Source organism: Paracoccus jeotgali (assembly GCF_002865605.1).
GTDB classification, from domain to species: Bacteria; Pseudomonadota; Alphaproteobacteria; order Rhodobacterales; family Rhodobacteraceae; genus Paracoccus; species Paracoccus jeotgali.
The window spans coordinates 2,006,764-2,030,391 of record NZ_CP025583.1 but is presented as its reverse complement, the minus strand read 5'-3'; the positions used below and the strand labels follow the sequence as shown (position 1 = coordinate 2,030,391).

Annotated in this window: 24 protein-coding genes and 1 tRNA gene; 12 read left to right on the top strand and 13 right to left on the bottom strand. The window is 67.3% G+C overall.

Annotation, left to right across the window (positions count from 1 at the left end):
* Positions 1-13 precede the first annotated feature (13 nt).
* Together rpe and gph are read left to right on the top strand one after the other, a co-directional pair.
* Complete coding sequence (gene rpe / locus CYR75_RS09910) at positions 14-709, top strand: ribulose-phosphate 3-epimerase (protein WP_101499898.1); 696 nt, start codon at positions 14-16, stop codon at positions 707-709.
* Positions 706-1,392: a phosphoglycolate phosphatase gene (gene gph, locus CYR75_RS09905; protein WP_101499897.1), complete on the top strand. Its 687-nt coding sequence runs from the start codon at positions 706-708 to the stop codon at positions 1,390-1,392. The genes rpe and gph overlap by 4 nt, the downstream gene beginning before the upstream one ends.
* Here gph and rfbA read toward each other — a convergent pair.
* From rfbA to rfbC, 4 genes are read right to left on the bottom strand one after another with little or no spacing between them, the layout of a single operon-like run.
* On the bottom strand, positions 1,368-2,240 hold the full coding sequence (gene rfbA, locus CYR75_RS09900; RefSeq protein ID WP_101499896.1) for a glucose-1-phosphate thymidylyltransferase RfbA: 873 nt from the start codon (positions 2,238-2,240) through the stop codon (positions 1,368-1,370). The two genes, gph and rfbA, sit on opposite strands and share 25 nt — an antisense overlap.
* Positions 2,237-3,103 carry a dTDP-4-dehydrorhamnose reductase gene (gene rfbD, locus CYR75_RS09895; RefSeq protein ID WP_101499895.1) on the bottom strand — a complete coding sequence of 289 codons (867 nt, stop codon included), beginning with the start codon at positions 3,101-3,103 and terminating at the stop codon, positions 2,237-2,239. The genes rfbA and rfbD overlap by 4 nt, the downstream gene beginning before the upstream one ends.
* On the bottom strand, positions 3,100-4,140 hold the full coding sequence (gene rfbB, locus CYR75_RS09890; RefSeq protein WP_101499894.1) for a dTDP-glucose 4,6-dehydratase: 1,041 nt from the start codon (positions 4,138-4,140) through the stop codon (positions 3,100-3,102). The genes rfbD and rfbB overlap by 4 nt, the downstream gene beginning before the upstream one ends.
* Positions 4,137-4,697, bottom strand: coding sequence for a dTDP-4-dehydrorhamnose 3,5-epimerase (gene rfbC / locus CYR75_RS09885; RefSeq protein ID WP_101499893.1), 561 nt, complete (start codon positions 4,695-4,697; stop codon positions 4,137-4,139). Before rfbC ends, rfbB begins: the two co-directional genes overlap by 4 nt.
* A 199-nt stretch (positions 4,698-4,896) precedes the next feature.
* On the opposite strand from rfbC, the gene CYR75_RS09880 reads away from it, so the two are divergent.
* Positions 4,897-7,932 carry a M10 family metallopeptidase C-terminal domain-containing protein gene (locus CYR75_RS09880; protein ID WP_101499892.1) on the top strand — a complete coding sequence of 1,012 codons (3,036 nt, stop codon included), beginning with the start codon at positions 4,897-4,899 and terminating at the stop codon, positions 7,930-7,932.
* Positions 7,933-7,935: 3 nt separating this feature from the next.
* Here CYR75_RS09880 and CYR75_RS09875 read toward each other — a convergent pair whose 3' ends face one another.
* The gene (locus CYR75_RS09875) at positions 7,936-8,448 is read right to left on the bottom strand and encodes a CAP domain-containing protein (protein ID WP_101499891.1); all 513 of its coding nucleotides are present in this window, start codon (positions 8,446-8,448) and stop codon (positions 7,936-7,938) included.
* 191 nt (positions 8,449-8,639) lie between these two features.
* On the opposite strand from CYR75_RS09875, the gene CYR75_RS09870 reads away from it, so the two are divergent.
* Positions 8,640-9,284 carry a L,D-transpeptidase gene (locus CYR75_RS09870; RefSeq protein ID WP_101499890.1) on the top strand — a complete coding sequence of 215 codons (645 nt, stop codon included), beginning with the start codon at positions 8,640-8,642 and terminating at the stop codon, positions 9,282-9,284.
* A gap of 45 nt (positions 9,285-9,329) precedes the next feature.
* Here CYR75_RS09870 and CYR75_RS09865 read toward each other — a convergent pair whose 3' ends face one another.
* The 3 genes from CYR75_RS09865 to CYR75_RS09855 all read right to left on the bottom strand — a co-directional run bounded on the left by CYR75_RS09865 (position 9,330) and on the right by CYR75_RS09855 (position 12,868).
* A complete protein-coding gene (locus CYR75_RS09865; protein WP_101499889.1) occupies positions 9,330-10,976 on the bottom strand; it encodes a CTP synthase in 1,647 nt (548 codons plus the stop codon).
* A 148-nt stretch (positions 10,977-11,124) separates the two neighbouring features.
* On the bottom strand, positions 11,125-11,814 hold the full coding sequence (secG, locus tag CYR75_RS09860; protein WP_101499888.1) for a preprotein translocase subunit SecG: 690 nt from the start codon (positions 11,812-11,814) through the stop codon (positions 11,125-11,127).
* 97 nt (positions 11,815-11,911) lie between these two features.
* Complete coding sequence (locus CYR75_RS09855; RefSeq protein WP_101499887.1) at positions 11,912-12,868, bottom strand: acetyl-CoA carboxylase carboxyltransferase subunit alpha; 957 nt, start codon at positions 12,866-12,868, stop codon at positions 11,912-11,914.
* 99 nt (positions 12,869-12,967) lie between these two features.
* Between CYR75_RS09855 and CYR75_RS09850 the strand changes: the two genes are divergently transcribed.
* Together CYR75_RS09850 and CYR75_RS09845 are read left to right on the top strand one after the other, a co-directional pair.
* Positions 12,968-13,780 carry a S49 family peptidase gene (locus CYR75_RS09850; protein ID WP_101500981.1) on the top strand — a complete coding sequence of 271 codons (813 nt, stop codon included), beginning with the start codon at positions 12,968-12,970 and terminating at the stop codon, positions 13,778-13,780.
* A gap of 99 nt (positions 13,781-13,879) precedes the next feature.
* The gene (locus CYR75_RS09845) at positions 13,880-14,812 is read left to right on the top strand and encodes a calcium/sodium antiporter (protein WP_101499886.1); all 933 of its coding nucleotides are present in this window, start codon (positions 13,880-13,882) and stop codon (positions 14,810-14,812) included.
* Here the strand turns inward: CYR75_RS09845 and CYR75_RS16055 are convergent.
* On the bottom strand, positions 14,785-15,174 hold the full coding sequence (locus tag CYR75_RS16055) for a hypothetical protein (RefSeq protein ID WP_158644624.1): 390 nt from the start codon (positions 15,172-15,174) through the stop codon (positions 14,785-14,787). The two genes, CYR75_RS09845 and CYR75_RS16055, sit on opposite strands and share 28 nt — an antisense overlap.
* A gap of 7 nt (positions 15,175-15,181) precedes the next feature.
* On the opposite strand from CYR75_RS16055, the gene uvrC reads away from it, so the two are divergent.
* Positions 15,182-17,056 (top strand): excinuclease ABC subunit UvrC, encoded by a 1,875-nt coding sequence (gene uvrC / locus CYR75_RS09840; protein ID WP_225972671.1) that lies wholly within the window; start codon positions 15,182-15,184, stop codon positions 17,054-17,056.
* A 39-nt stretch (positions 17,057-17,095) separates the two neighbouring features.
* Here uvrC and ruvX read toward each other — a convergent pair whose 3' ends face one another.
* Positions 17,096-17,563 (bottom strand): Holliday junction resolvase RuvX, encoded by a 468-nt coding sequence (ruvX, locus tag CYR75_RS09835; protein ID WP_101499885.1) that lies wholly within the window; start codon positions 17,561-17,563, stop codon positions 17,096-17,098.
* Complete coding sequence (gene ccmI, locus CYR75_RS09830) at positions 17,560-18,798, bottom strand: c-type cytochrome biogenesis protein CcmI (RefSeq protein ID WP_101499884.1); 1,239 nt, start codon at positions 18,796-18,798, stop codon at positions 17,560-17,562. Before ccmI ends, ruvX begins: the two co-directional genes overlap by 4 nt.
* Before the next feature lie 175 nt (positions 18,799-18,973).
* Between ccmI and CYR75_RS09825 the strand changes: the two genes are divergently transcribed.
* Positions 18,974-19,240: a hypothetical protein gene (locus CYR75_RS09825; RefSeq protein WP_101499883.1), complete on the top strand. Its 267-nt coding sequence runs from the start codon at positions 18,974-18,976 to the stop codon at positions 19,238-19,240.
* A gap of 184 nt (positions 19,241-19,424) precedes the next feature.
* On the top strand, positions 19,425-20,024 hold the full coding sequence (locus CYR75_RS09820) for a superoxide dismutase (RefSeq protein ID WP_101499882.1): 600 nt from the start codon (positions 19,425-19,427) through the stop codon (positions 20,022-20,024).
* 116 nt (positions 20,025-20,140) lie between these two features.
* Here the strand turns inward: CYR75_RS09820 and CYR75_RS09815 are convergent.
* A tRNA-Tyr gene (locus CYR75_RS09815) sits at positions 20,141-20,224 on the bottom strand.
* Positions 20,225-20,357: 133 nt separating this feature from the next.
* On the opposite strand from CYR75_RS09815, the gene CYR75_RS09810 reads away from it, so the two are divergent.
* From CYR75_RS09810 to CYR75_RS09800, 3 genes are all read left to right on the top strand, one after another.
* Positions 20,358-21,158 carry a TrmH family RNA methyltransferase gene (locus CYR75_RS09810; RefSeq protein ID WP_101499881.1) on the top strand — a complete coding sequence of 267 codons (801 nt, stop codon included), beginning with the start codon at positions 20,358-20,360 and terminating at the stop codon, positions 21,156-21,158.
* Positions 21,159-21,228: 70 nt separating this feature from the next.
* The gene (locus CYR75_RS09805; RefSeq protein ID WP_101499880.1) at positions 21,229-21,651 is read left to right on the top strand and encodes a YHS domain-containing (seleno)protein; all 423 of its coding nucleotides are present in this window, start codon (positions 21,229-21,231) and stop codon (positions 21,649-21,651) included.
* A gap of 184 nt (positions 21,652-21,835) precedes the next feature.
* Positions 21,836-22,276 (top strand): CoA-binding protein, encoded by a 441-nt coding sequence (locus tag CYR75_RS09800; protein WP_101499879.1) that lies wholly within the window; start codon positions 21,836-21,838, stop codon positions 22,274-22,276.
* 21 nt (positions 22,277-22,297) lie between these two features.
* On the opposite strand, the gene CYR75_RS09795 is transcribed toward CYR75_RS09800, so the two are convergent.
* Positions 22,298-23,608 (bottom strand): NAD(P)/FAD-dependent oxidoreductase, encoded by a 1,311-nt coding sequence (locus CYR75_RS09795; RefSeq protein ID WP_101499878.1) that lies wholly within the window; start codon positions 23,606-23,608, stop codon positions 22,298-22,300.
* Between the last annotated feature and the right edge of the window lie 20 nt (positions 23,609-23,628).

Genomic DNA, 23,628 nt, shown 5'->3' with positions numbered 1-23,628 from the left:
AGTCGAGGAAATCATGACGTTTGACCGCCGCATCAAGATCGCTCCTTCCATCCTCTCGGCCGATTTCGCGGATTTCGGGCGTGAGATTCGCGCCATCGAGGATCAGGGCGCCGACTGGGTCCATGTCGATGTCATGGACGGCCATTTCGTGCCGAACCTGACCTTTGGGCCGCAGGCGGTGCGGGCGTTCCGGCCCCATGTCACCACCTTCATGGACGTCCATCTGATGATCGCACCGGTCGACCCCTATATCGAAGCCTATGCCGAGGCCGGGGCCGACCTGATCACCGCGCATGTGGAATCCGGCCCGCATATCCACCGCACGCTGCAGGCGATCCGCGCCACCGGCAAGAAGGCCGGCGTCTCGCTGAACCCCGGCACGCCGCTGGAAGCCATCGAATACGTGCTGGATCTGACCGATCTGGTGCTGGTCATGTCGGTCAATCCCGGCTTTGGCGGGCAGAAATTCATCCACAGCCAGATCGACAAGATCGCCCGGCTGCGCGGCATGATCGGGGACCGGCCGATCCATATCCAGGTCGATGGCGGGGTCGATCCCAAGACCGCGCCCCTGGTCGCGCGGGCCGGGGCGGATGTGCTGGTCGCGGGCTCGGCCGTCTTCCGCGGCGGCTCGGTCGCCGAGGCCGAGGTCTATGGCCGCAACATTCGCGCCATCCGCGAGGCCGCCGAGGCGCATCGTCCGGAATGAGGCTGGTCTTCGATCTGGACGGGACGCTGATCGACAGCGCGCCGGACATACACGCCGTCGCGAATGAGGTGGCGGCGGCCGAGGGGCTGGACGCCTTCGATCTGCCCACCATCCGCAGCTTTATCGGGCATGGCGTGCCGCATCTGGTCGGCTGCATGATGACGGCGCGGGGGATTAAGGACGCAGCGCTGGCCCGACACATGAACAAGGCGTTTCTGGCGCGATACGAGACGGCGGTCGGGCTGACCCAGCCCTATCCCTCGGTCGCCGCGACATTGCAGACCCTGTCGCGGGCCGGGCATCGCCTCGCCGTCTGCACCAACAAGCCGCTGGCGCCGGCGCGGGCGGTGCTGACGCATCTGGGCCTGCTGGACTGTTTCGATCAGGTGATCGGCGGCGATAGCGGGCTGCCGCGCAAGCCCGATCCGGCGACCCTGGGAGAGGTGCTGGCGCGGATGGGGGAGGACGCGGGCGCGCCCGCCTATATCGGCGACAGCGAGATCGACGCGGCCACGGCGGAAAGCGCCGGCGTGCCCTTCCTGCTGTTCACCGAAGGTTACCGCAAGACGCTGGCCGCGCAGTTGGCGCAATTCGCCCGCTTCTCGGATTTCCGTGAATTGCCCGCCCTGATCGACCGGCTGGCCGAAGCCACCGAGCCTTATCCCAGCAGCCCGGTCAGGTAGCGTCCGTAATCGTTCTTGGCGAACAGGTTGGCGCGGTGTTCCAGCTGGCTGCGGTCGATCCAGCCCTGGTCGAAGGCGATCTCGTCTGGGCAGCCGGTCTGCAGCCCCTGCCGGCGTTCCAGCGTGCGCACGAAATTGCCGGCGTCGAGCAGGCTGCCATGGGTGCCGGTGTCGAGCCAGGCATAGCCGCGGCCCATCCGCTCGACCGTCAGCAGCCCGTCATGCAGATAGCTTTCGAGCAGGGTGGTGATCTCCAGCTCGCCCCGCTCGGACGGGCGGACCTGTGCTGCGCGGTCGGGCGCGGTTCCGTCGAGGAAATAGAGCCCGGTCACCGCGAAATGCGAGGGCGGCCGGGCGGGTTTTTCGATGATGCTGCGGACCCGGCCGGCCTCGTCGAAATCGACCACGCCATAGCGCTCCGGATCGGCCACGCGATAGCCGAAGACGGTGCCGCCCGCGCCGCGCGCATCGGCGGCGCTGAGCAGTTCCGACAGCCCATGCCCGAAGAAGATGTTGTCCCCCAGCACCATCGCCGAGGGCGCGCCGTCGAGGAAGTCGCGGGCCAGCACATAGGCCTGCGCCAGACCCTCGGGCGCGGGCTGGATGATATAGGTGAAGGACAGCCCCCACTGGCTGCCATCGCCCAGCAGACGCTGGAACTGCAGCTGATCCTCGGGTGTGGTGATGACGGCGATCTCGCGGATGCCGGCCAGCATCAGCACGCTGACCGGGTAATAGATCATCGGCTTGTCATAAACTGGCAGAAGCTGCTTGGACACGCCCATGGTGATCGGGTAGAGCCGCGTCCCCGAGCCTCCGGCCAGAATGATGCCCTTGCGTGCGGTCATGCGCTCAACTCCTTGACGACCTGTCGTAATGCCGCGCGCCAGTCGGGGCGCTGGATGCCGAAATCCCGCGCGATCGCGGCGCAGGACAGCCGCGAGTTCAGCGGCCGGCGGGCGGGGGTGGGATAGGCGCTGCTGGGGATCTCGGTCACGGTGCAGGCAATGCCCGATTGCGCGAAGATCTCGCGCGCAAAGCCGGCCCAGTTGGTGTCGGGCGACCCGGCGAAGTGATAGAGCCCGCCCACCGCCCGGTCAGCCTGCATGGCGCGCGCCATGGTCACCACCGCGCGGGCGATGTCGGCGGCGGCGGTCGGGCCGCCGATCTGGTCGGCGACGATGTTCAGGCCGTCACGCTCGGCGCCGAGGCGGCGCATGGTCTTGACGAAATTGCTGCCATGGGCCGAGAACACCCAGCTGGTCCGCAGGATGGCGGCTTGCGCGCCGCTGGCGCGGATGGCGGTCTCGCCGTCCAGCTTGGTCTGGCCATAGACGCCCAGGGGCGCGGTCGGCGCATCCTCGGCACGCGGCGCCGCGCCGCTGCCGTCAAAGACGTAATCGGTCGAGATATGGACTAAGGGAATGTCCAGCGCGGCGCAGGCGGTGGCCATGGCGCCGGGGGCGTCCGTGTTCACCAGACGCGCGGTGTCGGCGTCGGTTTCGGCAGCATCGACGGCGGTATAGGCGGCGGCGTTGATGACGGCGGCGGGACGGGTCGCGTCGATCAGTGCGGCGCAGGCGGCGGGGTCAGTCAGATCGGCCCGGTCCCGGCCGGCGAAGACGGCCTGCGGGACCAGCCGTGCCAGCTCGCGCGCGACCTGTCCGGTCCGGCCAAAGACCAGCAGCCCGGCGCCGTCCTGCGCGGTCATTCCGCTGCGCCCAGACGGGTGCCGACGCCGTCGCGATCCAGCAGCGGCTGCCACCAGTCGCGGTTCGTCAGATACCAGTCGACCGTGCGCCGCAGCCCCTGTTCGAGCGTGACCGAGGGCCGCCAGCCCAACTCGGTCCGGATGCGGGTCGGGTCGATGGCATAGCGGCGGTCATGGCCGGGGCGGTCGGCGACAAAGCTGATCAGATCGGCATGGGGCGCGCCTTGCGGATGCAGCTCGTCCATCTGGGCGCAGATGGTCTGGACCAGCTCGAGGTTCGTGGCCTCGTTCTCGCCGCCGATATTGTAGCTGCGCCCGATCTCGCCGCGGGTCAGCACGGTCAGCAGCGCGTCGGCGTGATCCTCGACATAGAGCCAGTCGCGGACATTGCCGCCATCGCCATAGATCGGGATCGGCTGGCCAGCCAGCGCTTTCAGGATGACCACCGGCACCAGCTTCTCGGGGAAGTGGAACGGCCCGTAATTGTTCGAGCAATTGCTGAGGATGACGGGCAGGGCATAGGTCTCGTGCCAAGCGCGCACCAGATGGTCGGACGCCGCTTTCGAGGCCGAATAGGGGCTGCGCGGGTCATAGGGCGTGGTCTCGGTGAACTGCCCCTGCGGCCCGAGCGAGCCGAAGACCTCATCGGTCGAGATGTGGTGAAAGCGAAAGCCCGCAGGCTTGCCGCGCGCCAGCCAATGGGCGCGCGCCGCCTCGAGCAGGTTGTAGGTGCCGGTGATATTGGTCTCGACAAAGGCCCCCGGCCCGTCGATCGAGCGGTCGACATGGCTTTCCGCCGCCAGATGCATGATCGCGTCGGGGTCATGCGCGCGCAGGATGCGGTCCAGCGCGGCGCGGTCGCGGATGTCGGCATGTTCAAAGACATAGCCCGGCGCATCGGCCACGCTGGCGACGTTCTCAAGGTTTGCGGCATAGGTCAGCGCGTCGAGGTTGACCACCTGATGCCCCGCCGCCACCGCCTGCCTGACCACCGCCGAGCCGATGAACCCGGCGCCGCCGGTGATCAGGATCTTCATGCCGTGCCCTCATAGGTGAAGGGGCTTTCCCACTGGACGAAGGCGGGGGCAAGGCGGTCCTTCTCGGACAGCAGCGGCGCCTCGACACCCCAGTCGATGCCGACCGAATCCCACCGCACCGCGCCGTCATGTTCGGGCGAATAATACTGCGTGCATTTGTAGATGACCTCGGTGTCCGGCTCGAGCGTCACGAAACCGTGCAGAAACCCCGGCGGAATCCATAGCTGGCGGCCATTCGCAGCGCTCAGCGTGACGCCGACCCACTGGCCATAGCTGGGGCTGCCCAGACGCGCATCGACGGCGACATCATAGAGCGCACCGCGCCCGCAGCGCACCAGCTTGCCCTGCGCCATCGGCGGGGCCTGATAATGCAGCCCGCGCAGCGTGCCCGGCTGCGCCGACAGCGAGTGGTTGTCCTGCACGAAGTCGGGCAGGTCCAGACCGGCGGCCTGCAGCGTCTGACGGTTCCAGCTTTCGCTGAAAAACCCGCGCGCATCGCCATGCCGCTGCGGCGTCAGCACCATCACCCCCGGCAAAGCGGTCTCTTCGATCTGCATCCTGCCACCCCCATCTGAAGACGCCATTGAAGTGCCATAGCCCGCCCCGCACCGCAACCGTGGCGAGGGTAGGGGCGCCGTTGCGCGGCATGTTAGCTATTTCCCTGCCGACAAGGGGCCAGGGCGTGCGCTGTGGCAAGGGGAAATTAACCCCCGCCTGCCAGCTTGGCCTGATGCAGGATGTCGGAAGGTCAATCTCATGCTGACGGTCAGCCATGTCGCGCAGCTGGCGTCGAACTTCAAGAAGCATGGCGGCAATATCGCCGATCTGCTGGTGGTCGATACCGCCAGCGGCCCGCTGCTGGTGACCTCGACCCGAGAGGGGCACAGCGCCACCTTTGCCCTTTCGGATGCCGCCACGGCGGCGCAGGCGCTTGGCCGCGCCGATCCGCCGAAATACGGGCTGATGCTCGGCACGCCCGAGATGTCGGTGATCACCCAGAACGGCCAGCCGCGGCTGGTCTGGTCGGGGTTCAGCAACGGGCTGGAATTCGGTCTGGGGCTGTCCGGTTCCGGCAAGCCGTCGGAACGCGTCGCCCTGTCCGACATGCCCGCCGATGTTGTCGCGCTGAAGGTGTTCGACCAGAAGGGCGGCAGCTACATGCTGGCCGGGCGGGATGGCAGCATGGACCTGTCGCTGTTCCGGCTGGACGGCAACGGCCGCCCCGGTCTGATCGACCGCAAGACCGCGCCCGGCGGGGTCAGCGATGGCGAGTTCACCGATATCGAGGTCGTCAGCGTCTCGGGCGCCAGCTATGCGGTGACGACCTCGGCGCTGTCGGGCACGCTGGCGGTGTTTCAGGTCTCGCCCACGGGGCTGTCGCTGCGCGGCCATATCGGACTGGACAGCACCATCGGCATCTCGGCCCCGCGCGAGGTGCAGGGCGTCACCACCGCAAGCGGCAGTTTTCTGGTGGTGACCGGCGGCGAAAGCGATTCGGTCAGCGTCTTCAGCATCTCGGCGGCGGGGGCGATTGCACTGACCGATCACGTGGTCGATTCGCGGCTGACGCGGTTTCAGTCGGCGACCGCGCTTGCCACCGCCGAGGTTAATGGCCGCGCCTTCATCTTTGTCGGCGGCGCGGATGACGGCATCACGGTCTTCACGCTGGACGGGCAGGGCCGGCTGATCCTGCTGAGCGTGATCGAGGATGATGCCGGCCTGTCGCTCGCCGATGTCTCGGCCATCGAGGCGCGGGTCGTGGGCGGCAAGATCCAGTTGTTCGTCGCGAGCTCCAGCGAAAGCGGCGTCAGCCAGTTCAGCTTTGACCCCGGCCGGATCGGGGTCTCGACCAAGGGCAGCGGGCGGGTGACGGGCGGGGCGGGCGACGACATCCTGATCGGCACCGGCGCGTCCTCGGTTCTGGATGGCGGGGCGGGCGACGATATCCTGATCGCGCGCGAGGGCGTGGTCCATATGCGCGGCGGGGCGGGGCGCGACATCTTCGTGCCGGGGCATGGCACGAAACTGGTCACGATCCACGACTTCGTGCCGGGCGAGGACATGCTGGACCTGTCCGAGCTCGCTTTCATCCGCAGCGTCGCGCAGCTGCGCATCATCCCGACCGCGACCGGCGCGGCGCTGATCGCCGGGCCGCTGCGGATCGAGATCATCACCGCCAGCGGCACCATGCTGAGCCCGTCCTTCTTCACCGAGTCGATGTTCCGGCTGGCCCATTACGCCAACGACATCGACTATGCCGATCTGGTCACGCCGCCGCTCGCCTCGCCGCCGACCTCGGCCAGCCCGCCTGCGCCGCCGGGCGACGGGCAGGGCTACAAGCCCGGCAAGGTCCCGCCCCTGCCGGCACCCATCGCGCTGACCCGCTATGGCACCGACCGCGCCGACCAGATCGCGGCCGGAAGCGGGGCCGCCAAGATCAACGGGATGGGCGGCGACGACATGATCGTCGGCAGCTGGGGCGATGACTGGCTGTGGGGCGGCAACGGGGACGACACCATCCGCGGGGGCTTCGGCTCGGACTACATGGTCGGCGGCGATGGCGACGACCGGCTGCTGGGGCAGCTGGGCGATGACCGGCTGTTCGGCGGCAATGGCAACGACCTGATGCTGGGCGGCATGGGCGATGACCGGATGCTGGGCGGCGACGGAAACGACACCCTCAAGGGTGGGCCGGGCAATGACCTGATTCTGGGCGGGGCGGGAAACGACCTGATCTCTGGCGGGCCGGGCGATGATCTGGTCAAGGGCGGCCGGGGCAGCGACACGATATATGGCGATGCCGGCAATGACTGGCTGATCGCGCAGGGCGCGAACTCTCGCGTCTGTGGCGGCATGGGCAATGACCGGATCGAGATGCGCAATGGCTATAACTACGCCAATGGCGGGCCGGGCGACGACACCGTCTTTGGCGGCAATGGCGGGGACGAGGTCTATCTGGGCATCGGCAACGACGTGGCTTACGGGCGCGGCGGCAACGACACCATCTATGGCGCGTCCGGCGATGACCGCATCTTTGGCGGGCCGGGCGATGACATCCTGTATGGCGAAAGCGGCAATGACCGCATACACGGCCAGGTCGGCAATGATCTGGTGATGGGGATGGACGGCGACGATCTGCTGTATGGGCAGAGCGGCAATGACACGCTGTTGGGCGGGGACGGCAATGACACGATCTATGCCGGGCCGGATCACGATCTGGCCGAGGGCGGGGACGGCGACGATCTGATCAACGGCGAAGAGGGGCGCGACACGCTGCGCGGCGGGGCAGGACGCGACACCCTTTACGGCGGCAGCGACGATGACCGGCTGTATGGCGATGACGGCAATGATATGCTGTTCGGCGATGACGGCAACGACATGTTGTGGGGCGGCAACGGCCATGACGTGCTGAATGGCGGGGCGGGCGACGACCGCCTGTTCGGCGATGCGGGCGATGACACGCTGATCGGCGGCACCGGCCGCGACACGCTGACCGGCGGGGGCGGCGCCGATGTCTTTGTCTTTACGCCCGAGCCGGGACGCACGCCGCCCTTGCCCGACCTGATCACCGATTTCGAAAGCGGCATCGACCTGATCGACCTGTCCGGCTTTGGGCGCGGCCTAGTCTGGCTGGGCGAGGCGGCCTTTACCGGCGGCGGCAAGCCGCAGGTGCGGATGTCCAGCCTGTCGGATCGGGTCCAGTTGCAACTGGACACCGATGGCGATGGCAGGCTGGATTTCAGCATAGACGTCGCGGGCGATGTGATCACGCCCTTTGACCTGCTGTTCTAGGGGTCACTTCCCGGTCAGCAACGTCCACCAGATCTTGCGCGAAGGCTCTTGATACCAGGCAATCCCCAGCGTCGTCGCCACCGGGTCCATGATCACGTCGCGGGTGTCGCGGGCCTGCATCCAGGCCTGCAGCGTGGCGATGTCGTTTTCATAGCTTTCGCTGATATTTTCGCCCACGAGCTGGCCCGGGTAGCCGGCCCGCTGCGCCCGATCCAGCGGCGACGACCCGTCCGAGCCGAAATGCCACGCCCGGTTCTGCGCCGCCATGTCGCGCGAATGCGCCGCCGAGGCCGCGTTCAGCGCCGGGTCGAGCGTCAGGGGCGGCGCGCCCGATCCGGCGCGCAGCATGTTGACCTGCGACAGCACCCGGCCGGGGATGGCCGCGGCCTCGGGTCCGGTGATGGTATAGGCGACCGGGATCGGCTGCCCGTCCGGCCCCATCTGCGCGCCCGGCGTGCGCGGCGCACAGGCGGCTAGCGACAGGCCGATGGCCGCCAGGAAAAGTAACTGCTTCATACTGCCCCTCGGATTTTTCGTCATGTTTACGCAAAGCCGCTGCCGGCACAAAGCCAAGAATGCGTGATTTCCACAACATTCGTGATCGCTTTGCCCGGCTGACGACAGTTTGAATTGCCCGAATCCGTCAGGCGGACATATCGGTGAAAGGATCGACAAGCCGCGACAGACGGCAAGAGCAGGAGACAGAAATGACCGAGGCCCCTCGCAGAACCGGCACTGACGCTGCCACAACCGGCGCCCCGCGCGGGCTGGACCGCCGCCGATTCGTCATCGCGGGGGCGGCATTGGGCGTGACCGGGCTGGCCGCGCCGGCGCTGGCGCAGCAGACCCCGGATGCGGGTCAGGTGCAGTATGAGGACGGCGCCGATCAGCGGCGCAATATTTCCAGCTTTCGGGCGCAGGACTGGCGGCCCTATTTCAGCGGCCTCGCCAATGGCGCGATCCTGTGCGACATCACGTCGCGCTGCGTGCATTACTGGTCCGAGGATGAGAGCATCTATCGCCTCTACCCGTCCTCGATCCCGGTGTCATCGGAACTGACCCGCCGCGGCCGGTCCGAGATCATCAAGAAGGTCGAGGGGCCAAGCTGGGCGCCCACGCCCGAGATGAAGCAGCGCAACCCGGAATGGCCGGATTTCGTGCCGCCGGGCCCCGACAACCCGCTGGGCACCCATGCGCTGTGGCTGAGCTGGCAATATTACCGCATCCACGGCACGCATGACACGCGCAAGATCGGCCGCAAATCCTCGAACGGCTGCATCGGCTTGTATAACGAGCATATCAAGGAACTGTTCGGCTTCGCCAATATCGGCACGCAGGTCCTGCTGATCTAGCCGTGCGGCCCTGCGGCCCGGACGCATCCGGGCCGCAGCAGCGCGTCAGACCAGACGCGCGCCTTCCTTGGCGGCACCGATGAAGCTGGCGAACAGCGGCGCGGGCTGGAACGGCTTCGACTTCAGCTCGGGGTGGGCCTGCACGCCGATGAACCAGCTATGGTCGGGATATTCGATCGCCTCGGGCAGCCGGCCATCGGGCGACATGCCGGAAAACGACAGCCCGGCCTTTTCCAGATCAGGAATATAGCGGCTGTCGACCTCGTAACGGTGGCGGTGGCGGTCCTCGATTTCGGTCGCGTCGTCATAGACCTGCGAGATGCGCGAGCCGGGCTTCAACACGGCCGTATAGGCGCCCAGCCGCATCGTGCCGCCCTTGTCGTCATGCAGCGTCCGCTGGACCTTGTAGTTGCCCTGCACCCATTCCTTGAGGTGATAGACGATGGGCGTGAAGCGGGCCTTGCCAGCCTCGTGGTCGAATTCCTCGGACCCCGCATCGGCAATGCCCGCCAGATTGCGCGCCGCCTCGATCACCGCCACCTGCATGCCAAGGCAGATGCCCAGATAGGGCACGTCCTTTTCGCGAGCGTATTTCGCCGCCGTGATCATGCCCTCGGTCCCGCGCTCGCCGAAACCGCCGGGCACGATGATGCCGTGATAGCCGTCCAGCAGATGCTCGCCGTCCTTGGCCTCCAGATCCTCGGCCGCGATCCAGTCCGAGCGGACGCGGACGCGATGGGCCATGCCGCCATGGGTCAGCGCCTCGGCGATGGATTTATAGGCATCCTCGAGCTGGGTGTATTTGCCGACGATGGCGATCTTGACCTCGCCATCGGTGTGGGTGAGGCGGTCGATCACATCCTCCCACCGGGTCAGGTCGGGACGCGGGGCGGGGCTGATCTGGAAGGCGTTCAGCACCGCCTGATCGAGGCCCGCGCGGTGATAGGCGAGCGGGGCCTCATAGATGGATTTCAGATCATAGGCGGGAATGACGGCATCCAGACGGACATTGCAGAACAGCGCGATCTTGGCGCGTTCCTTTTCCGGGATCGGATGTTCCGACCGGCAGACCAGCACGTCGGGGGCGAGGCCGATGGATTGCAGTTCCTTGACGCTGTGCTGGGTGGGCTTGGTCTTCAACTCGCCCGAGGCGGCCAGATAAGGCAGCAGCGTCAGGTGCATCAGGATGCATTCGCCGCGCGGACGCTCGTGAATGAACTGGCGGATCGCCTCGAAGAACGGCAGCCCCTCGATATCGCCGACGGTGCCGCCGATCTCGCACAGCATGAAATCGACCTCGTCATCGCCGGTGGCGAGGAACTGCTTGATCTCGTTGGTGACGTGGGGAATGACTTGGATGGTCTTGCCCAGATACTCGCCGCGCCGTTCCTTTTCCAGCACGTTGGAATAGATCCGCCCGGACGAGATGGAATCGCTCTGCCGCGCCGAGACGCCGGTAAAGCGTTCGTAATGGCCCAGATCGAGGTCGGTTTCGGCGCCGTCATCGGTCACGAAGACCTCGCCATGTTCGAAGGGCGACATGGTGCCGGGATCGACGTTCAGATAGGGGTCCAGCTTGCGCAGGCGGACGGTGAAGCCGCGCGCCTGCAACAGCGCGCCCAGGGCCGCCGATGCCAGTCCCTTGCCAAGCGAGGACACCACGCCGCCGGTAATAAAGATGTAACGCGCCATGCGGCCCCCGTGAGATCGAATCAGGTTGATGCGCGGTCGCGCGAGGCGCCGTTCACGGGGCTAAAGATATAACCGAATAATCCCGTGGCCGCAACGCGGACCGCAAGCTGTCGTGGGCGCAGTGGTTTGCGCCCGCAATTTCTTGTGCTCAGTTGGCCGCAGGCGGCGCGACGGGCTGGGCTGCGTCGGGCTGCAGGGCAGGGCTGGCGGGGGCCGGATCGGCTGCGGGCGCGGCCGGTTCAGCCGGGGCGGCGGGTGCCCCCGGTTCAGCGGGCGCGGCCTCTGCGGGTGCAGCCTCTGCGGGTTCGGCAGGGGCTTGGGCGGCGGGTTCCACTGCCGGTGCTGCCGGTTCGACCGCTGCGGGCGCGGGTGCCTCGACTGCCGGTGCCGTTGCCGGTGCGGGCGCGATGGCCGCGGGGGCCGAGGCTGCGGGCAGGGCCGGTGCGGCGGCGCTGCTATCCGTCGCAGGGGCCGCAGCATCAGGGGCGGGCGGGCTGACCGGCTGGCCCACGCCGGGCGGCGGGGCATAGGTCGGCAGTTGCGGCGTGCTGCCCGTCGTCTCGCTGCTGGGCGTCACGCCCAGCTGATCGAGGACCGAGCCGCCGACGCTGCTGCGCGCGGCAATGACCGTCAGCGCGATCGAGGTGATCAGAAACGCGCCGGCCAGAATCCAGGTGGCCCGCGACATGGCATTCGCGGCTTGGCGGCCGGTCATGACACCGCCGCCACCGCCACCGCTGCCCATGCCAAGCCCACCGCCCTCGGAGCGTTGCAGCAGCACGATGCCGATCAGCAGCAGCGCAAGGATCAGATGGACGGTCAGGACGACGTTTTCCAAGACTCGGGCCTTTCGTTTGCGGACGGGCCTATCTAGTCAGCACGGCCCGGCTTGGCAAGGCTGGGTTTCCGGCGTGAAACCGGGCGCGAAAAGCGGCTTAGCCCAGGCCCTTCTGGCCCATGGACAGGAACTTCTCGCGCCGGTCGCGGACCAGATCGGCCGGTTGCTTGCCGTCCAGCTCCTTCAGCGAGGCGGCGATCTGCTTGCCCACCGCGCGGATCGCGGCGATGGGGTCGCGCTGCGCCCCGCCCAACGGTTCCGGCACGATGTTGTCGATGACGCCCAGCGATTTCAGATCCTGCGCGGTCAGGCGCAGCGCCTCGGCGGCCTCGCGCATCTTCTCGGCGTCCTTCCACAGGATCGAGGCGCAGCCCTCGGGCGAGATCACGGAATAGATCGAGTGTTCCAGCATGACGACGCGGTTCGCGGTCGCAAACGCCACCGCACCGCCCGAGCCGCCCTCGCCGATGATGACGGACACCAGCGGCACGCCGATCTGCAGGCATTTCTCGGTCGCGCGGGCAATCGCCTCGGACTGGCCGCGCTCTTCCGCGCCCTTGCCGGGATAGGCGCCGGGGGTGTCGATCAGCGTGATCACAGGCAGGCCGAAGCGGTCGGCCAGATCCATCAGTCGGATCGCCTTTCGATAGCCTTCGGGCCGGGCCATGCCGAAATTATGGGTGATCCGCGACTTGGTGTCGCTGCCCTTTTCATGGCCGATCACCACGCAGGGGGCGTCGTTGAACCGCGCCAGCCCGCCCATGACGGCGTGATCGTCGCCAAAGGTCCGGTCGCCCGCCAGCGGCGTGTAATCGGCGAACAGCGCGCGGATATAGTCGCTGCAATGGGGCCGTTCCGGGTGGCGGGCGACCTGCGTCTTGCGCCACGCATCCAGCGAGCCATACATGTCCCGCAGCAGCGCGCCGGCCTTGCGGTCCAGGGCGGCGGCTTCCTTCTCGACATCCAGATTGTCGGTCTTGGCGCCCATCGCGCGCAGTTCCTCGGCCTTGCCTTCGATATCGGCAAGCGGCTTTTCGAAATCGAGATAGGTCATCGGGTCCCCCGTCGTGTCGGGGTCTTATATGCTTCGGGTGACGGCCGATTGCAACGCGCGAAGCTTGTCCCGCAGGCGCGCGCGCCCTATCTGGGTCGGATGAAAGTCCCATTTCTGAACCCCGCCACGCGTGTCAACGTCGTCCGCCTGCAAGGCGCCATTGGCATCGCCGGGCGCGGCGGGACCGGGGGCCTGAACGATGCGGGCATGGCCCCGGTCCTTGAGCGGGCATTTCGTCGCGGCCGGCCGGTGGCCGTGGCGCTGGCGATCAACTCGCCCGGCGGCTCGCCGGTCCAGTCCTCGCTGATCGCCGCGCGTATCCGCCGGCTGTCGCAGCGCCATCAGGTGCCGGTCCACGCCTTTGTCGAGGATGTGGCGGCCTCGGGCGGTTATTGGCTGGCGAGTGCGGCGGATCAGATCTGGGCGGATGAGTGTTCGATCATCGGCTCGATCGGCGTCGTCTCGGGCCGGTTCGGGCTGCAGGATTTCATCGCCCGCCACGGGATCGAGCGGCGCATCCACACCGCCGGCCGGTCCAAGGCGCAGCTGGACATGTTCCGCCCCGAAAAACCCGAGGATGTCGCCCGGCTGCAACGCCTGCTGGACCAGATGCACGCGATCTTCATCGAGCAGGTGCAGCGCCGGCGTGGTGCGCGGCTGAAGGGCGATGACGATCTGTTCACCGGCGAGTTCTGGCTGGCCGCCCCCGCGCTTCGGATGGGGCTGATCGACGGCATCGGCCATCTGGTGCCGCGGATGCGCGATCTGTTCGGCGATCAGGTCCGCTTCCAGACCTATGGCGCGCCGCGCCCCTTCCTGCGTCGCTTCGGTATCTCGGCCGCCGATCTGGCCGACGAAACCCTGGGCGCGCTGAACGAACGCGCGGCCTTCCAGAGGTTCGGGGCATGGTAAAGGGCGCGCTGCTGATCCTGCTGGCGCTGATCGCGCTGGGGCTGATGGCGGGGCCGGGCTATCGCCGCCTGATCCGCAAGGTTCTGGGGTGGCTGCGCCTTGATCGTTGATATCCTGCTGATCCTGGCCGGGCTGGCGCTGCTGGTTCTGGGTGGTGAGTATCTGGTGCGCGGCGCCGTCGCGCTGGCGCTGCGGCTGGGCATCGCGCCGGTGATCGTCGGGCTGACGGTGCTGGCCTTCGGCACCTCGGCCCCGGAGCTGATCGTTTCGGTCGCGGCGGCGGCGCGCGGGGCGCCGGGCATCGCGCTGGGCAATGTCATTGGGTCCAACATCGCCAACATCCTGCTGATCCTTGGCGCGACCGCGCTGATCGCGCCGGTCTTGGGCCGCGACCCCGAACTGCGGCGAAGCTGGGGCTATACGATGCTCGCCTCGCTGCTGCTGATCGTGCTGTGTTTCGCCGGTCCGCTCCGGTGGTGGCACGGCGCGGTGCTGCTGACGGGGCTGGCGGCGACGCTGTTTCTGCAGATCCGCCAGTCCTCGCAGGACGACACCCCCGCGCCCGAGATGCAGGTCGGCCACGCCCCCGGCCGCCGCATCGCGCTGTGGCTGGCGGTGGGGCTGGTCACGCTGCCCATCGGCGCGCGGCTGCTGGTCGGCGGGGCGAGCGATATCGCCAGCGGGCTGGGCATCAGCGATGCGGTGATCGGGCTGACGCTGGTGGCGGTGGGCACCTCGCTGCCGGAATTGGCGGCCTCGGTCGCCTCGGCGCTGCGCGGGCGGGCGGATATGGCGATGGGAAATGTCATCGGCTCGAACCTGTTCAACATCCTGGCGATCATGGGGATCACGGCGTTTTTCGGCCCGCTGGCCGTGCCGCCCGAGATGCTGCGCTTTGACCTGTGGGTGATGCTGGCGGTGACGCTACTGTTGGGGCCGTTCCTGCTGCGCGACATCAAGATCGGGCGCCGGGCCGGCAGCGTGCTGCTGGCCGGTTATGCGGGTTATACGGCGTGGCTGCTGGCGACCTGAGGCGAGCCAGCGGGGCCGCAGACGCGCGAGGCGGATCGGGCCAGTTTCCCCTGCGTCGGGGCCTGAAATGCCCCTTGGTCGGCGGGATTGCGACGGTTTGTCCACTTTCTGACAGCGGCGTGATGACGCGTTAAGAAATCCCGCTTGTTTATCAGTGCTTTGCCCTCATCACATAAAATAGCCAGATAAATCAGAGCATTGGAAATCTGCCTAAAAAACAGGCAATCTTGGAAACGGCCATGATACGCACGGAAAAGCCACGAACGCCACAGCTCGCCCACAGAGTTATCCACAGATTCAGTGGACAGCTTTCCCCTTGCCTTTGCAGCGCCGAACTTGCAGCCCAAGGTCAGAATCACCATATCGCCGATGACCGCATTTGACGACATGACCGCTGACACTCCTCCCCTGACCGGACAGGCGCTGATCGCCGATTATGTCCGCAATCTCGACTCCAGCCCCGGCGTCTATCGGATGCTGGGCGAGAAGGGCGAGGTTCTGTATGTCGGCAAGGCCCGCAACCTGCGGGCGCGGGTGTCGAACTATGCGCGCGGGCAGGGGCATACGGCGCGGATCGCGCGGATGATCCTTGAAACCCGCAGCATGATGTTCCTGACCACGCGCACAGAGACCGAGGCGCTGTTGCTGGAACAGAACCTGATCAAGCAGCTCAAGCCGCGCTACAACGTGCTGCTGCGCGACGACAAGAGCTTTCCGAACATCCTCGTCGCCAAGTCGCACCCCTTCCCGCAGATCAAGAAGCATCGCGGCGCGAAGTCGGAAAAGGGCGATTACTATGGCCCCTTTGCCGGTGCGGGGGCGGTGAACCGGACGTTGAACCAGTTGCAGCGGGTGTTTCTGCTGCGCAACTGCACCGATGCGGTCTTTGAAAGCCGCACCCGGCCCTGCCTGCTGTTCCAGATCAAGCGCTGCAGCGCCCCCTGCGTCGGCCGCATCAGCGAGGCCGATTACGGCGCGCTGGTCTCGGACGCCGAACAGTTCCTGAAAGGCCGCTCGACGAAGATTCAGGCCGATCTGGCCGAGCAGATGGCCGTCGCCTCGGACGCGATGGAGTTCGAGCGCGCCGCCGCCCTGCGCGACCGGATCAAGGCGCTGACGGCGGTGCAGTCGGTGCAGGCGATCAACCCTCGCCGCATTGCCGAGGCCGATATCGTCGCGCTGCATATGGAAAACGGGCAGGCCTGCGTGCAAGTCTTCTTCATTCGCGGCAATCAGAGCTGGGGCAACCGCGATTTCTACCCCCGTCTCGGCGGTGCGGAATCGCCGGACGAGGTGATGCAGGCGTTTCTGATGCAGTTCTACGACAACAAGGTGCCGCCGCGCATGGTGCTGCTGTCGCATGGGGTCGAGGATATGGACCTGATGCAGTCGGCACTGTCAGAACGCGCTGGCCGCCGCGTCGTGCTGGGCGTCCCGCAGCGGGGCGAAAAGGCCGAGATGGTCGAAAACGCCCTGCGCAACGCCCGCGAAAGCCTGGCCCGCCACATGTCCGAAAGCGCTACCCAGCGCCGCCTGCTCGAGGGGCTGGCGACCGCGCTGGACCTGCCCGCCGCGCCGCGCCGGATCGAGGTCTATGACAACTCTCACATCATGGGCACGAATGCGGTGGGCGGGATGATCGTCGCCGGCCCCGAAGGCTGGATCAAGAGCCAGTATCGCAAGTTCAACATCAAGGGCACCGAGATCACCCCCGGCGACGATTTCGGCATGATGCGCGAGATGCTGACCCGCCGCTTTGCCCGGCTGCTCAAGGAAGACCCGGACCGCGAATCCGAGGCGTGGCCCGATCTGCTGCTGATCGACGGCGGGGCCGGGCAGGTCAGCGCGGTGCACGAGATCATGGCCGAGATGGGGGTGGAGGATATTCCAATGGTCGGCGTCGCCAAGGGGCAGGACCGCGACCACGGCAAGGAAGAGTTCCACCGCTTCGGCCAGCGGTCCTTTGCGCTGCGGATGAACGATCCGGTGCTGTATTTCGTGCAGCGCCTGCGCGACGAGGCGCATCGCTGGGCCATCGGCACCCACCGCGCCAAGCGCGCCAAGGCGGTCAGCGCCACGCCGCTGGACGAGATCGCCGGCATCGGCGCGGCCCGCAAACGCGCGCTGCTGGCGCATTTCGGCTCGGCCAAGGCGGTCAGCCGCGCCGCCGTCGCCGATCTGATGGCCGTCGATGGCATCAGCGAGGGGCTGGCGCAAAAGATCTATGACCGCTTTCGCGGGTAGCGGGCGCGGTCAGGCCGTTGCGCGCGTCACAGCGCCCGCTCAGCCCAGATGCCGCAGCCGGTCCAGCGCGCCTTGCAGGATATAGCCCGCCGCGACCTGATCGATGACCTCGGCGCGGCGGCGGCGCGAGGTGTCAGCCTCGAGCAGCGCGCGTTCGGCAGCGACGGTCGAGAGGCGTTCATCCCAGAACCCGATGGGCAGATCGGTCAGCGCCGACAGGTTGCGGGCAAAGGCGCGGGTCGACTGCGCGCGCGGCCCTTCCGAGCCGTCCATGTTGCGCGGCAGGCCCAGCACGATGCCGGCCAGCCCGCGTTCGGTCAGGATCTTCAGCAGCGCCTGCGCGTCGAGCGTGAATTTCTGCCGCTTGATCACCGTCAGCGGCGAGGCGACCTGCCGCAGCCCGTCGCTGACCGCGACGCCGATGGTCTTGGTGCCCAGATCAAGCCCGGCAATTCCGCCGACACGGGGCAGGGTGGCGTGAAACGCGGCCAGATCCTCGTGGATCATCCGGCGATCCCGGCCTGACGCCCGGCGGCCTCGATGGTGGCCAGATCGTCGGGACGGTCCTTGAAGCGGGTCAGCGCCTCGGCATGGATGGCGCGGGCACGGTCCTGCTCGCCCAGAACGGCAAGCGAGGTGATCAGCCGCGCCCAATCCTCGGCTGGGCCACCTTCGGCGGAGAGCCGATCCTCGAGCTGGCTGACCATGCCTTGGATCATCTGCTGCCGGTCCTCTGCGCTCAGTTCGCTCGCGGCCTGCACCTGCTCGCTGTCGGGGCCGGGCGCCTCGGTCGCGGGCGGGACATAATCGGGCTGACCGGCCAGCCAGGCCACATCGCGGATCATGCCGCGGATCGCCACCGCCCAGGGGGTATCGGGCGGGCTGGCTTCCAGCAGGTCGCGCCAGATCGGAAAGGCGCGGTCGGGGCGGCCGTTCTGGATCTGCAGCAGACCGGTCATATACAGCGCCTGCGGGTCGCGCGGATCGGCCTGCAGGGCGCGGGCGATGACGGCCTCGGTTTCCGGGGTGATCACACCGCCGGCGGCCTCGGTCATCAGCCCCGCGAGAAAGGCGTGGTCGGCGGCGCTGGCATTGGGGCCCAGAACCTCGATCAGGTGCTGCTGCGCACTGCGGGCGGCGGCCAGATTGCCCAGCCGCGCCTCGTTCCGGGCCAGCAGGGCCAGCCCTTGCGGATCGTCGGGGCGCTGCGCGACGGCCTGACGCAGCTTCTCGATCAGGTCGACGAATTGCGGGTCGGCGGGCGGGGTCAGGGCGGGCACGCCGGCGGCCTCGGCCAGTCGCGCCTCGGCCTCTTGCTGGCTGGGGCGGCTGGCATAGCTGGCCTCGGACTGCGCGATCCGGGTCGACAGACCCATATCCGGCAGCCCCGGCACACCCAGACGCAGGTAAAGCCCCACCGCCAGCACCGACAGCGCCAGCAGGATCAGCGCCGGGGCGGCGGCGTGACGCGCCACGGCGCGCGGCGTCGTCAACTGCCGCGACAGCGCCCGGTCGGCGTCGAGGATCTTGCGCCCGATCTCGGTCCGCAGCCGCTCGGCGTCGGCGGCGTCCAGGATGCCGCGCTTGAGGTCGCGGTCCACCTCGGCCAGCTGGTCGCGATAGACGCGCAGATCATAGGCGGCGGCAGGCTCTGCCAGCCCGGCCCCGCTGCGCCAGAAGGGTTGCAGCACCGCCAGCGCAACAATCAGGGTCAGGGCAATCGCGATCAGCCAGAAGAACATGGACGCTCCTTTCAGTCGGCCCTTGATAGGCGCTTTCGCGGCAAGGCAAAAGCCCGCCCGACCCCAGGATTGCGTTGCCGGACTGCATCACCCTGCGGCACATTGTTGCAGATGGGCGGACCCAAACGCCCTGCCGCGCATTGTTGGGCTGACACTATCCATCGGAGCTTACAAAATGGCTAACCCCAACGAGTCGAGTAACAACAACCTCTATTTCATCGTCGGCGCACTGGTCGTCGCGGTGGCGCTGGTCTTCTGGCTGATGAGCGGCAGCAACACCGCGACCACCGCCGACGCCCCCGCGACCACCGTCACGGTCGAGGATAACAGCGTGACCCCGGCCGCCCCGGTGGTCGAGGCCCCGGCCGCTGATGCGCCCGTGGCCGACGTGACCCCCGACGCCACCACGGCCCCGACCACGGAAGAGCCGGTCGGCAACTGACGCCAAACACGCGCCGGCAGGGACGTCCTGCCGGCGCTGACCGGGCCGCGCCCGCGTCGAAGGGGTTTTTCCTTTTCGGCAGCGTGTGTTACGAGGCCTCTGGAACCGGTGAAGGCAGCATCGCGTTGCCCTCCCGGACCTAACACATGCGGGTCACCACCCGCGCAGACCAGAGGATGACAACATGGCCTTCACGCTTCCCGATCTTCCCTATGCCCATGACGCTCTTGCCGCCGGCGGCATGTCCAAGGAGACGCTGGAATACCACCACGACATTCACCACAAGGCCTATGTCGATAACCTCAACAAGCTGATTGCCGGGACCGAATGGGAAGGCAAATCGCTCGAGGAAATCGTCAAGGGCACCTATCAGAAAGACGCCGTCGCGCAGAACGGCATCTTCAACAACGCCAGCCAGCACTGGAACCACGCGCAGTTCTGGGAGATGATGACCCCCAATCAGGGCGCCATGCCGTCCGAGCTGGAACGCGCGATCACCGACAGCTTTGGTTCGGTCGACGACTTCAAGAAGAAGTTTTCCGAAGCGGGCGCCGGCCAGTTCGGTTCGGGCTGGGCCTGGCTGGTCAAGAATGCCGACGGCAAGCTGGAAGTGACCAAGACCGAAAACGGCGTGAACCCGCTGTGCTTCAACCAGACCGCGCTGCTGGGCTGCGACGTGTGGGAGCATTCCTACTACATCGACTTCCGCAACAAGCGCCCGGCCTATCTGGAGAACTTCCTGAACAAGCTGGTCAACTGGGAAAACGTCGCCTCGCGGATGTAAATCCTGCGACATCGCCGACAGGCAAAATGCCCGCCGTCACTGGCGGGCATTATTCGTTCGGAGGGGCGCTGAAACAATCCGCACCGATCTGCCCGCGTCAAATGATAAGGGGGAAATGGTGGGCGACCCTGGAATCGAACCAGGCATGGGTCTCCCCGGCGGAGTTACAGTCCGCTGCCGCACCTTGCAGCACGTCGCCCGCCGAGCCTTCGGCGTCGGGCGTGGTCTAAGCATGACGGCGCGGGGCGTCAAGCCGGAATCAGGCAGAATTTCGGTCGCGCTTGCACGGGCCGGGCGCTTCACGCAGAAGGGTGCGGGAACAAGGGGATCGCCATGGCAGACAGCACCAACCGCAAGCCCGACTGGGTGATTGCCAAGGAACGCGCGAAAAAGGCCTCGGCCGCCGAGACCATCTGGCTGTTCGGGCTGCACGCCGTGCGCGATGCGCTGGCCAACCCGGCGCGGGAAAAGCTGCGGCTGGTGGTGACGCGCAATGCGCTAAGCCGGCTGGGCGACACCGGCGGGCTGGAGCCCGAGATCACCGATGCCCGCATCTTCGACCGCGAGGTGGGGTTGCCGCCCGACAGCGTCCATCAGGGCTGCGCGCTCGAGGTGCGGCCGCTGGACTGGGGCAGCCTGACCGAACGCGCGATCACGGGCGAGGGGGCGCCGCTGGTCGTGGCGCTCGACCGGGTCACCGATCCGCATAATGTCGGCGCGGTGCTGCGTTCGGCCGAGGTGTTCGGCGCGCGTGCCGTCGTGGCGCCTGCGCGGCACGCCGCGCCCGAGACCGGGGCGCTGGCCAAGACCGCCTCGGGGGCGCTGGAACGCCAGCCCTATCTGCGAATCGGCAACCTCTCGGACGGGTTGCAGGCGCTGAAGGATGCCGGGTTCTATTGCATAGGCCTGACCGGCGATGCCGATCTGGGGCTGGAAGATGTGCTCGACACCGCCGCCGGGCGGCCGATCTGTCTGGTGCTGGGGGCCGAGGGGCCGGGCCTGCGCGAGAAGACGCGCGAGACCTGCGACGCGCTGGCGCGTATCCCCTTTGCCGGGCCGTTTGGCTCACTTAATGTGTCGAACGCGGCGGCGGTCGCGCTTTACGCCACCGCACGACGTTTCAATTCGGCTTGAGGACCGGCCTCGAATCATGGACAGGCCGGGGGGCGGATGCCATGTCAGGTTGAACCCAGCCAGAAAAGCCATGTTTGACACACGTCTGAAAACCCTTGCCCTTGCCGTCCTGATCGCCCTGCCGCTGCCAGCTTTGGCGCGGGACTGGGCCTTGGGCGGTTACGATCCGGTGGCCTATGTCACGCAGAACCGTGCGGTGGCGGGGCGTGCCGATGTGGTCACGACCTGGCGCGGGCGCGAGTATCATTTCGCGTCCGAGGAACACCGCGCCCTGTTCGAGGCCAACCCCCGCGCCTACACCCCGGGCTTTGACGGGCTGTGCGTGGTCGCCCTGACCGAAGGTCGGTCCGAACCCGGCGATCCCCAGCAATTCCTGACCATCGGGCAGCGGGTTTATTTTGCCGGCAGCGCCAGCCGCAAGCAGACCCTTGCCTCGCATCCACGGGAATTGTTGATGAAAGCCAAGGCGATGTGGATCAAGATCAAGCCCTGATCGCGTTTCGTTCACGAAATGGCGAAGGGGCTTGGAATCCGCGAATCGCTTCCCATATCATGAGAACGGGCGCGATGCCACGGAACGGCCGCGCTCAGATCACTGTCCCTCGTTCCGCGACTTGCGCCCGGTCCTAGACCGGGCGCTTTTTCTATGAAAACGTCGCGGTGAAAGTGAGGACGACATGACCACATCCCAAGATCCCGCCGCCGAAACCGAAACCATCCGCCAGATCCGCGACACTGTCCGGACCATCGCGGTGGTCGGCCTGTCGCCGAAATCCGAACGCCCAAGCTGGGGCGTCGCCCGCTATCTGCAGGGCCGCGGCTATCGCATCATCCCGGTCAATCCCGGCCACGCCGGCGAGGAGATTCTGGGCGAGACGGTTTACAAGGATCTCGCCTCGATCCCAAGCAACGTGCAGGTCGACATGGTCGACATCTTCCGCCGCTCGGAGGCGGTGCCGGGGATCGTCGATGACGCGCTGACGCATCTGCCCGACCTGTCGGTGATCTGGATGCAGCTTGGCGTGACCCATGACGAGGCCGCCGCCAAGGCCCGCGATGCCGGCAAGACGGTGATTCAGGACCGCTGCCCCAAGATCGAGTTTCCGCGTCTGGGCTGAAGCCGCGCTCTGCGTGGCCGGTCAGATGCCCAGCCGGTCACGCAGCGCAAACCAGCTCATCCCGGCGACCAGCAGGGGAAAGCGCAGCATCTCGCCGCCCGGAAAGCGAGAGGTCGGCAGCGCGGCCATGGCGTCAAAGCCCACCGCCTGACCGGCCACCGCATCGGCCATCTGCCGCCCGGCCAGCGTCGCCAGCGCCACGCCATGGCCGGAAAAGCCGCTGGCCGACAGCGCGTTCGGGGCCGGGCGCAGAAAGCAGGGCAGCCGGTTCATGGTGATCGCCAGCGTCCCGCCCCAGGCATGGGTGAAGGGCACATCGGCCAGCGCCGGATAGATCTGCGCCAGCGGCTTGCGGACCTTGGCGGCGATGTCGCTGGGAAAACGATAGCTGACATTCTCGCCGCCGCCAAAGATCAGCCGCCCCTCATCATCGAGCCGCCAATAGTTGACGACGAATTTCGTGTCATGAACGGCGATCTGGCGGCTGGCCACCTGACGCGCCTGCGCGCCCAAGGGCGGTGTCGCCACGACGAAATTGTTGATCGGCATCACCCGTGCCGCGACCTGCGGCGACAGCCCGCCCAGATAGCCGTTCCCCGCCAGCACGACATGATCGCAGATCACCCGCCCGCTGCCGGTCTGCACGATGGTCTTGGCGGTGGCATCACGGGCGAAGGCGATGTGGTGGACATGGCTGTTTTCATGGATGACAGCGCCCGCCTGCTGCGCCAGCCGCGCCATGCCAAGCGCCAGCGCCAGCGGGTTCAGATGGCCGGCGCCGTGGTCCAGCTCTCCGCCCTGATAGGCGGGCGAGGGGATCAGGGCGCCGAACGCATCCGGCGACAGGGCCTCGATCTGGTCATAGTCGTAATGCTGCGCCAGATGGTCGATGTGGCGGCGCGCGGCGTCCAGTTCGGCGGGCTTGCGGAAGGCGTGGGCGACGCCGTCGCGGACCGGGACGCCCGCGCGGGCGGCCAGATCGCGGGTCAGGCGCTTGGCGTCCTCGGCCATGTTCCAGAAGATGCGGGCTCGGTCGCGGCCGACCAGCGCCTCCATCTCTTCGACGTCGAGCCGCTGGCCGGACCCGATCTGCCCGCCATTGCGGCCCGAGGCGCCGAAGCCGACGCGATGCGCCTCCAGCAGGACGCAGTCGATGCCGCGTTCGGCCAGATGCAGCGCCGCCGACAGCCCGGTATAGCCGCCGCCGACGATGGCCACCGTCGCCCGCGTCTCGCCCTGCAGGGGCGCGAAGGGCGGCAGCGGGGGCACCTGTTCGGCATAGACCGTCGGGGGGTATTCGCCGCGGCGGTCGTTGGAAAACAGCAGGTTCATGCTTGGCGGGTCCGCAATCG

Bases quoted from the DNA above. Each gene is read 5' to 3' on its own strand.
- CYR75_RS09850 (WP_101500981.1), top strand. From the start codon at position 12,968: ATGAAAGTCCCATTTCTGAACCCCGCCACGCGTGTCAACGTCGTCCGC.
- CYR75_RS09865 (WP_101499889.1), bottom strand. From the start codon at position 10,976: ATGGCGCGTTACATCTTTATTACCGGCGGCGTGGTGTCCTCGCTTGGC.
- ruvX (WP_101499885.1), bottom strand. From the start codon at position 17,563: ATGATCCACGAGGATCTGGCCGCGTTTCACGCCACCCTGCCCCGTGTC.
- rfbC (WP_101499893.1), bottom strand. From the start codon at position 4,697: ATGCAGATCGAAGAGACCGCTTTGCCGGGGGTGATGGTGCTGACGCCG.
- CYR75_RS09825 (WP_101499883.1), top strand. From the start codon at position 18,974: ATGGCTAACCCCAACGAGTCGAGTAACAACAACCTCTATTTCATCGTC.
- CYR75_RS09880 (WP_101499892.1), top strand. From the start codon at position 4,897: ATGCTGACGGTCAGCCATGTCGCGCAGCTGGCGTCGAACTTCAAGAAG.
- rfbA (WP_101499896.1), bottom strand. From the start codon at position 2,240: ATGACCGCACGCAAGGGCATCATTCTGGCCGGAGGCTCGGGGACGCGG.
- gph (WP_101499897.1), top strand. From the start codon at position 706: ATGAGGCTGGTCTTCGATCTGGACGGGACGCTGATCGACAGCGCGCCG.
- rfbD (WP_101499895.1), bottom strand. From the start codon at position 3,103: ATGACCGCGCAGGACGGCGCCGGGCTGCTGGTCTTTGGCCGGACCGGA.
- rfbB (WP_101499894.1), bottom strand. From the start codon at position 4,140: ATGAAGATCCTGATCACCGGCGGCGCCGGGTTCATCGGCTCGGCGGTG.
- uvrC (WP_225972671.1), top strand. From the start codon at position 15,182: ATGACCGCATTTGACGACATGACCGCTGACACTCCTCCCCTGACCGGA.
- rpe (WP_101499898.1), top strand. From the start codon at position 14: ATGACGTTTGACCGCCGCATCAAGATCGCTCCTTCCATCCTCTCGGCC.
- CYR75_RS09870 (WP_101499890.1), top strand. From the start codon at position 8,640: ATGACCGAGGCCCCTCGCAGAACCGGCACTGACGCTGCCACAACCGGC.
- CYR75_RS09805 (WP_101499880.1), top strand. From the start codon at position 21,229: ATGTTTGACACACGTCTGAAAACCCTTGCCCTTGCCGTCCTGATCGCC.
- CYR75_RS09810 (WP_101499881.1), top strand. From the start codon at position 20,358: ATGGCAGACAGCACCAACCGCAAGCCCGACTGGGTGATTGCCAAGGAA.
- CYR75_RS09795 (WP_101499878.1), bottom strand. From the start codon at position 23,608: ATGAACCTGCTGTTTTCCAACGACCGCCGCGGCGAATACCCCCCGACG.
- CYR75_RS09855 (WP_101499887.1), bottom strand. From the start codon at position 12,868: ATGACCTATCTCGATTTCGAAAAGCCGCTTGCCGATATCGAAGGCAAG.
- CYR75_RS16055 (WP_158644624.1), bottom strand. From the start codon at position 15,174: ATGGTGATTCTGACCTTGGGCTGCAAGTTCGGCGCTGCAAAGGCAAGG.
- CYR75_RS09820 (WP_101499882.1), top strand. From the start codon at position 19,425: ATGGCCTTCACGCTTCCCGATCTTCCCTATGCCCATGACGCTCTTGCC.
- CYR75_RS09875 (WP_101499891.1), bottom strand. From the start codon at position 8,448: ATGAAGCAGTTACTTTTCCTGGCGGCCATCGGCCTGTCGCTAGCCGCC.
- CYR75_RS09800 (WP_101499879.1), top strand. From the start codon at position 21,836: ATGACCACATCCCAAGATCCCGCCGCCGAAACCGAAACCATCCGCCAG.
- ccmI (WP_101499884.1), bottom strand. From the start codon at position 18,798: ATGTTCTTCTGGCTGATCGCGATTGCCCTGACCCTGATTGTTGCGCTG.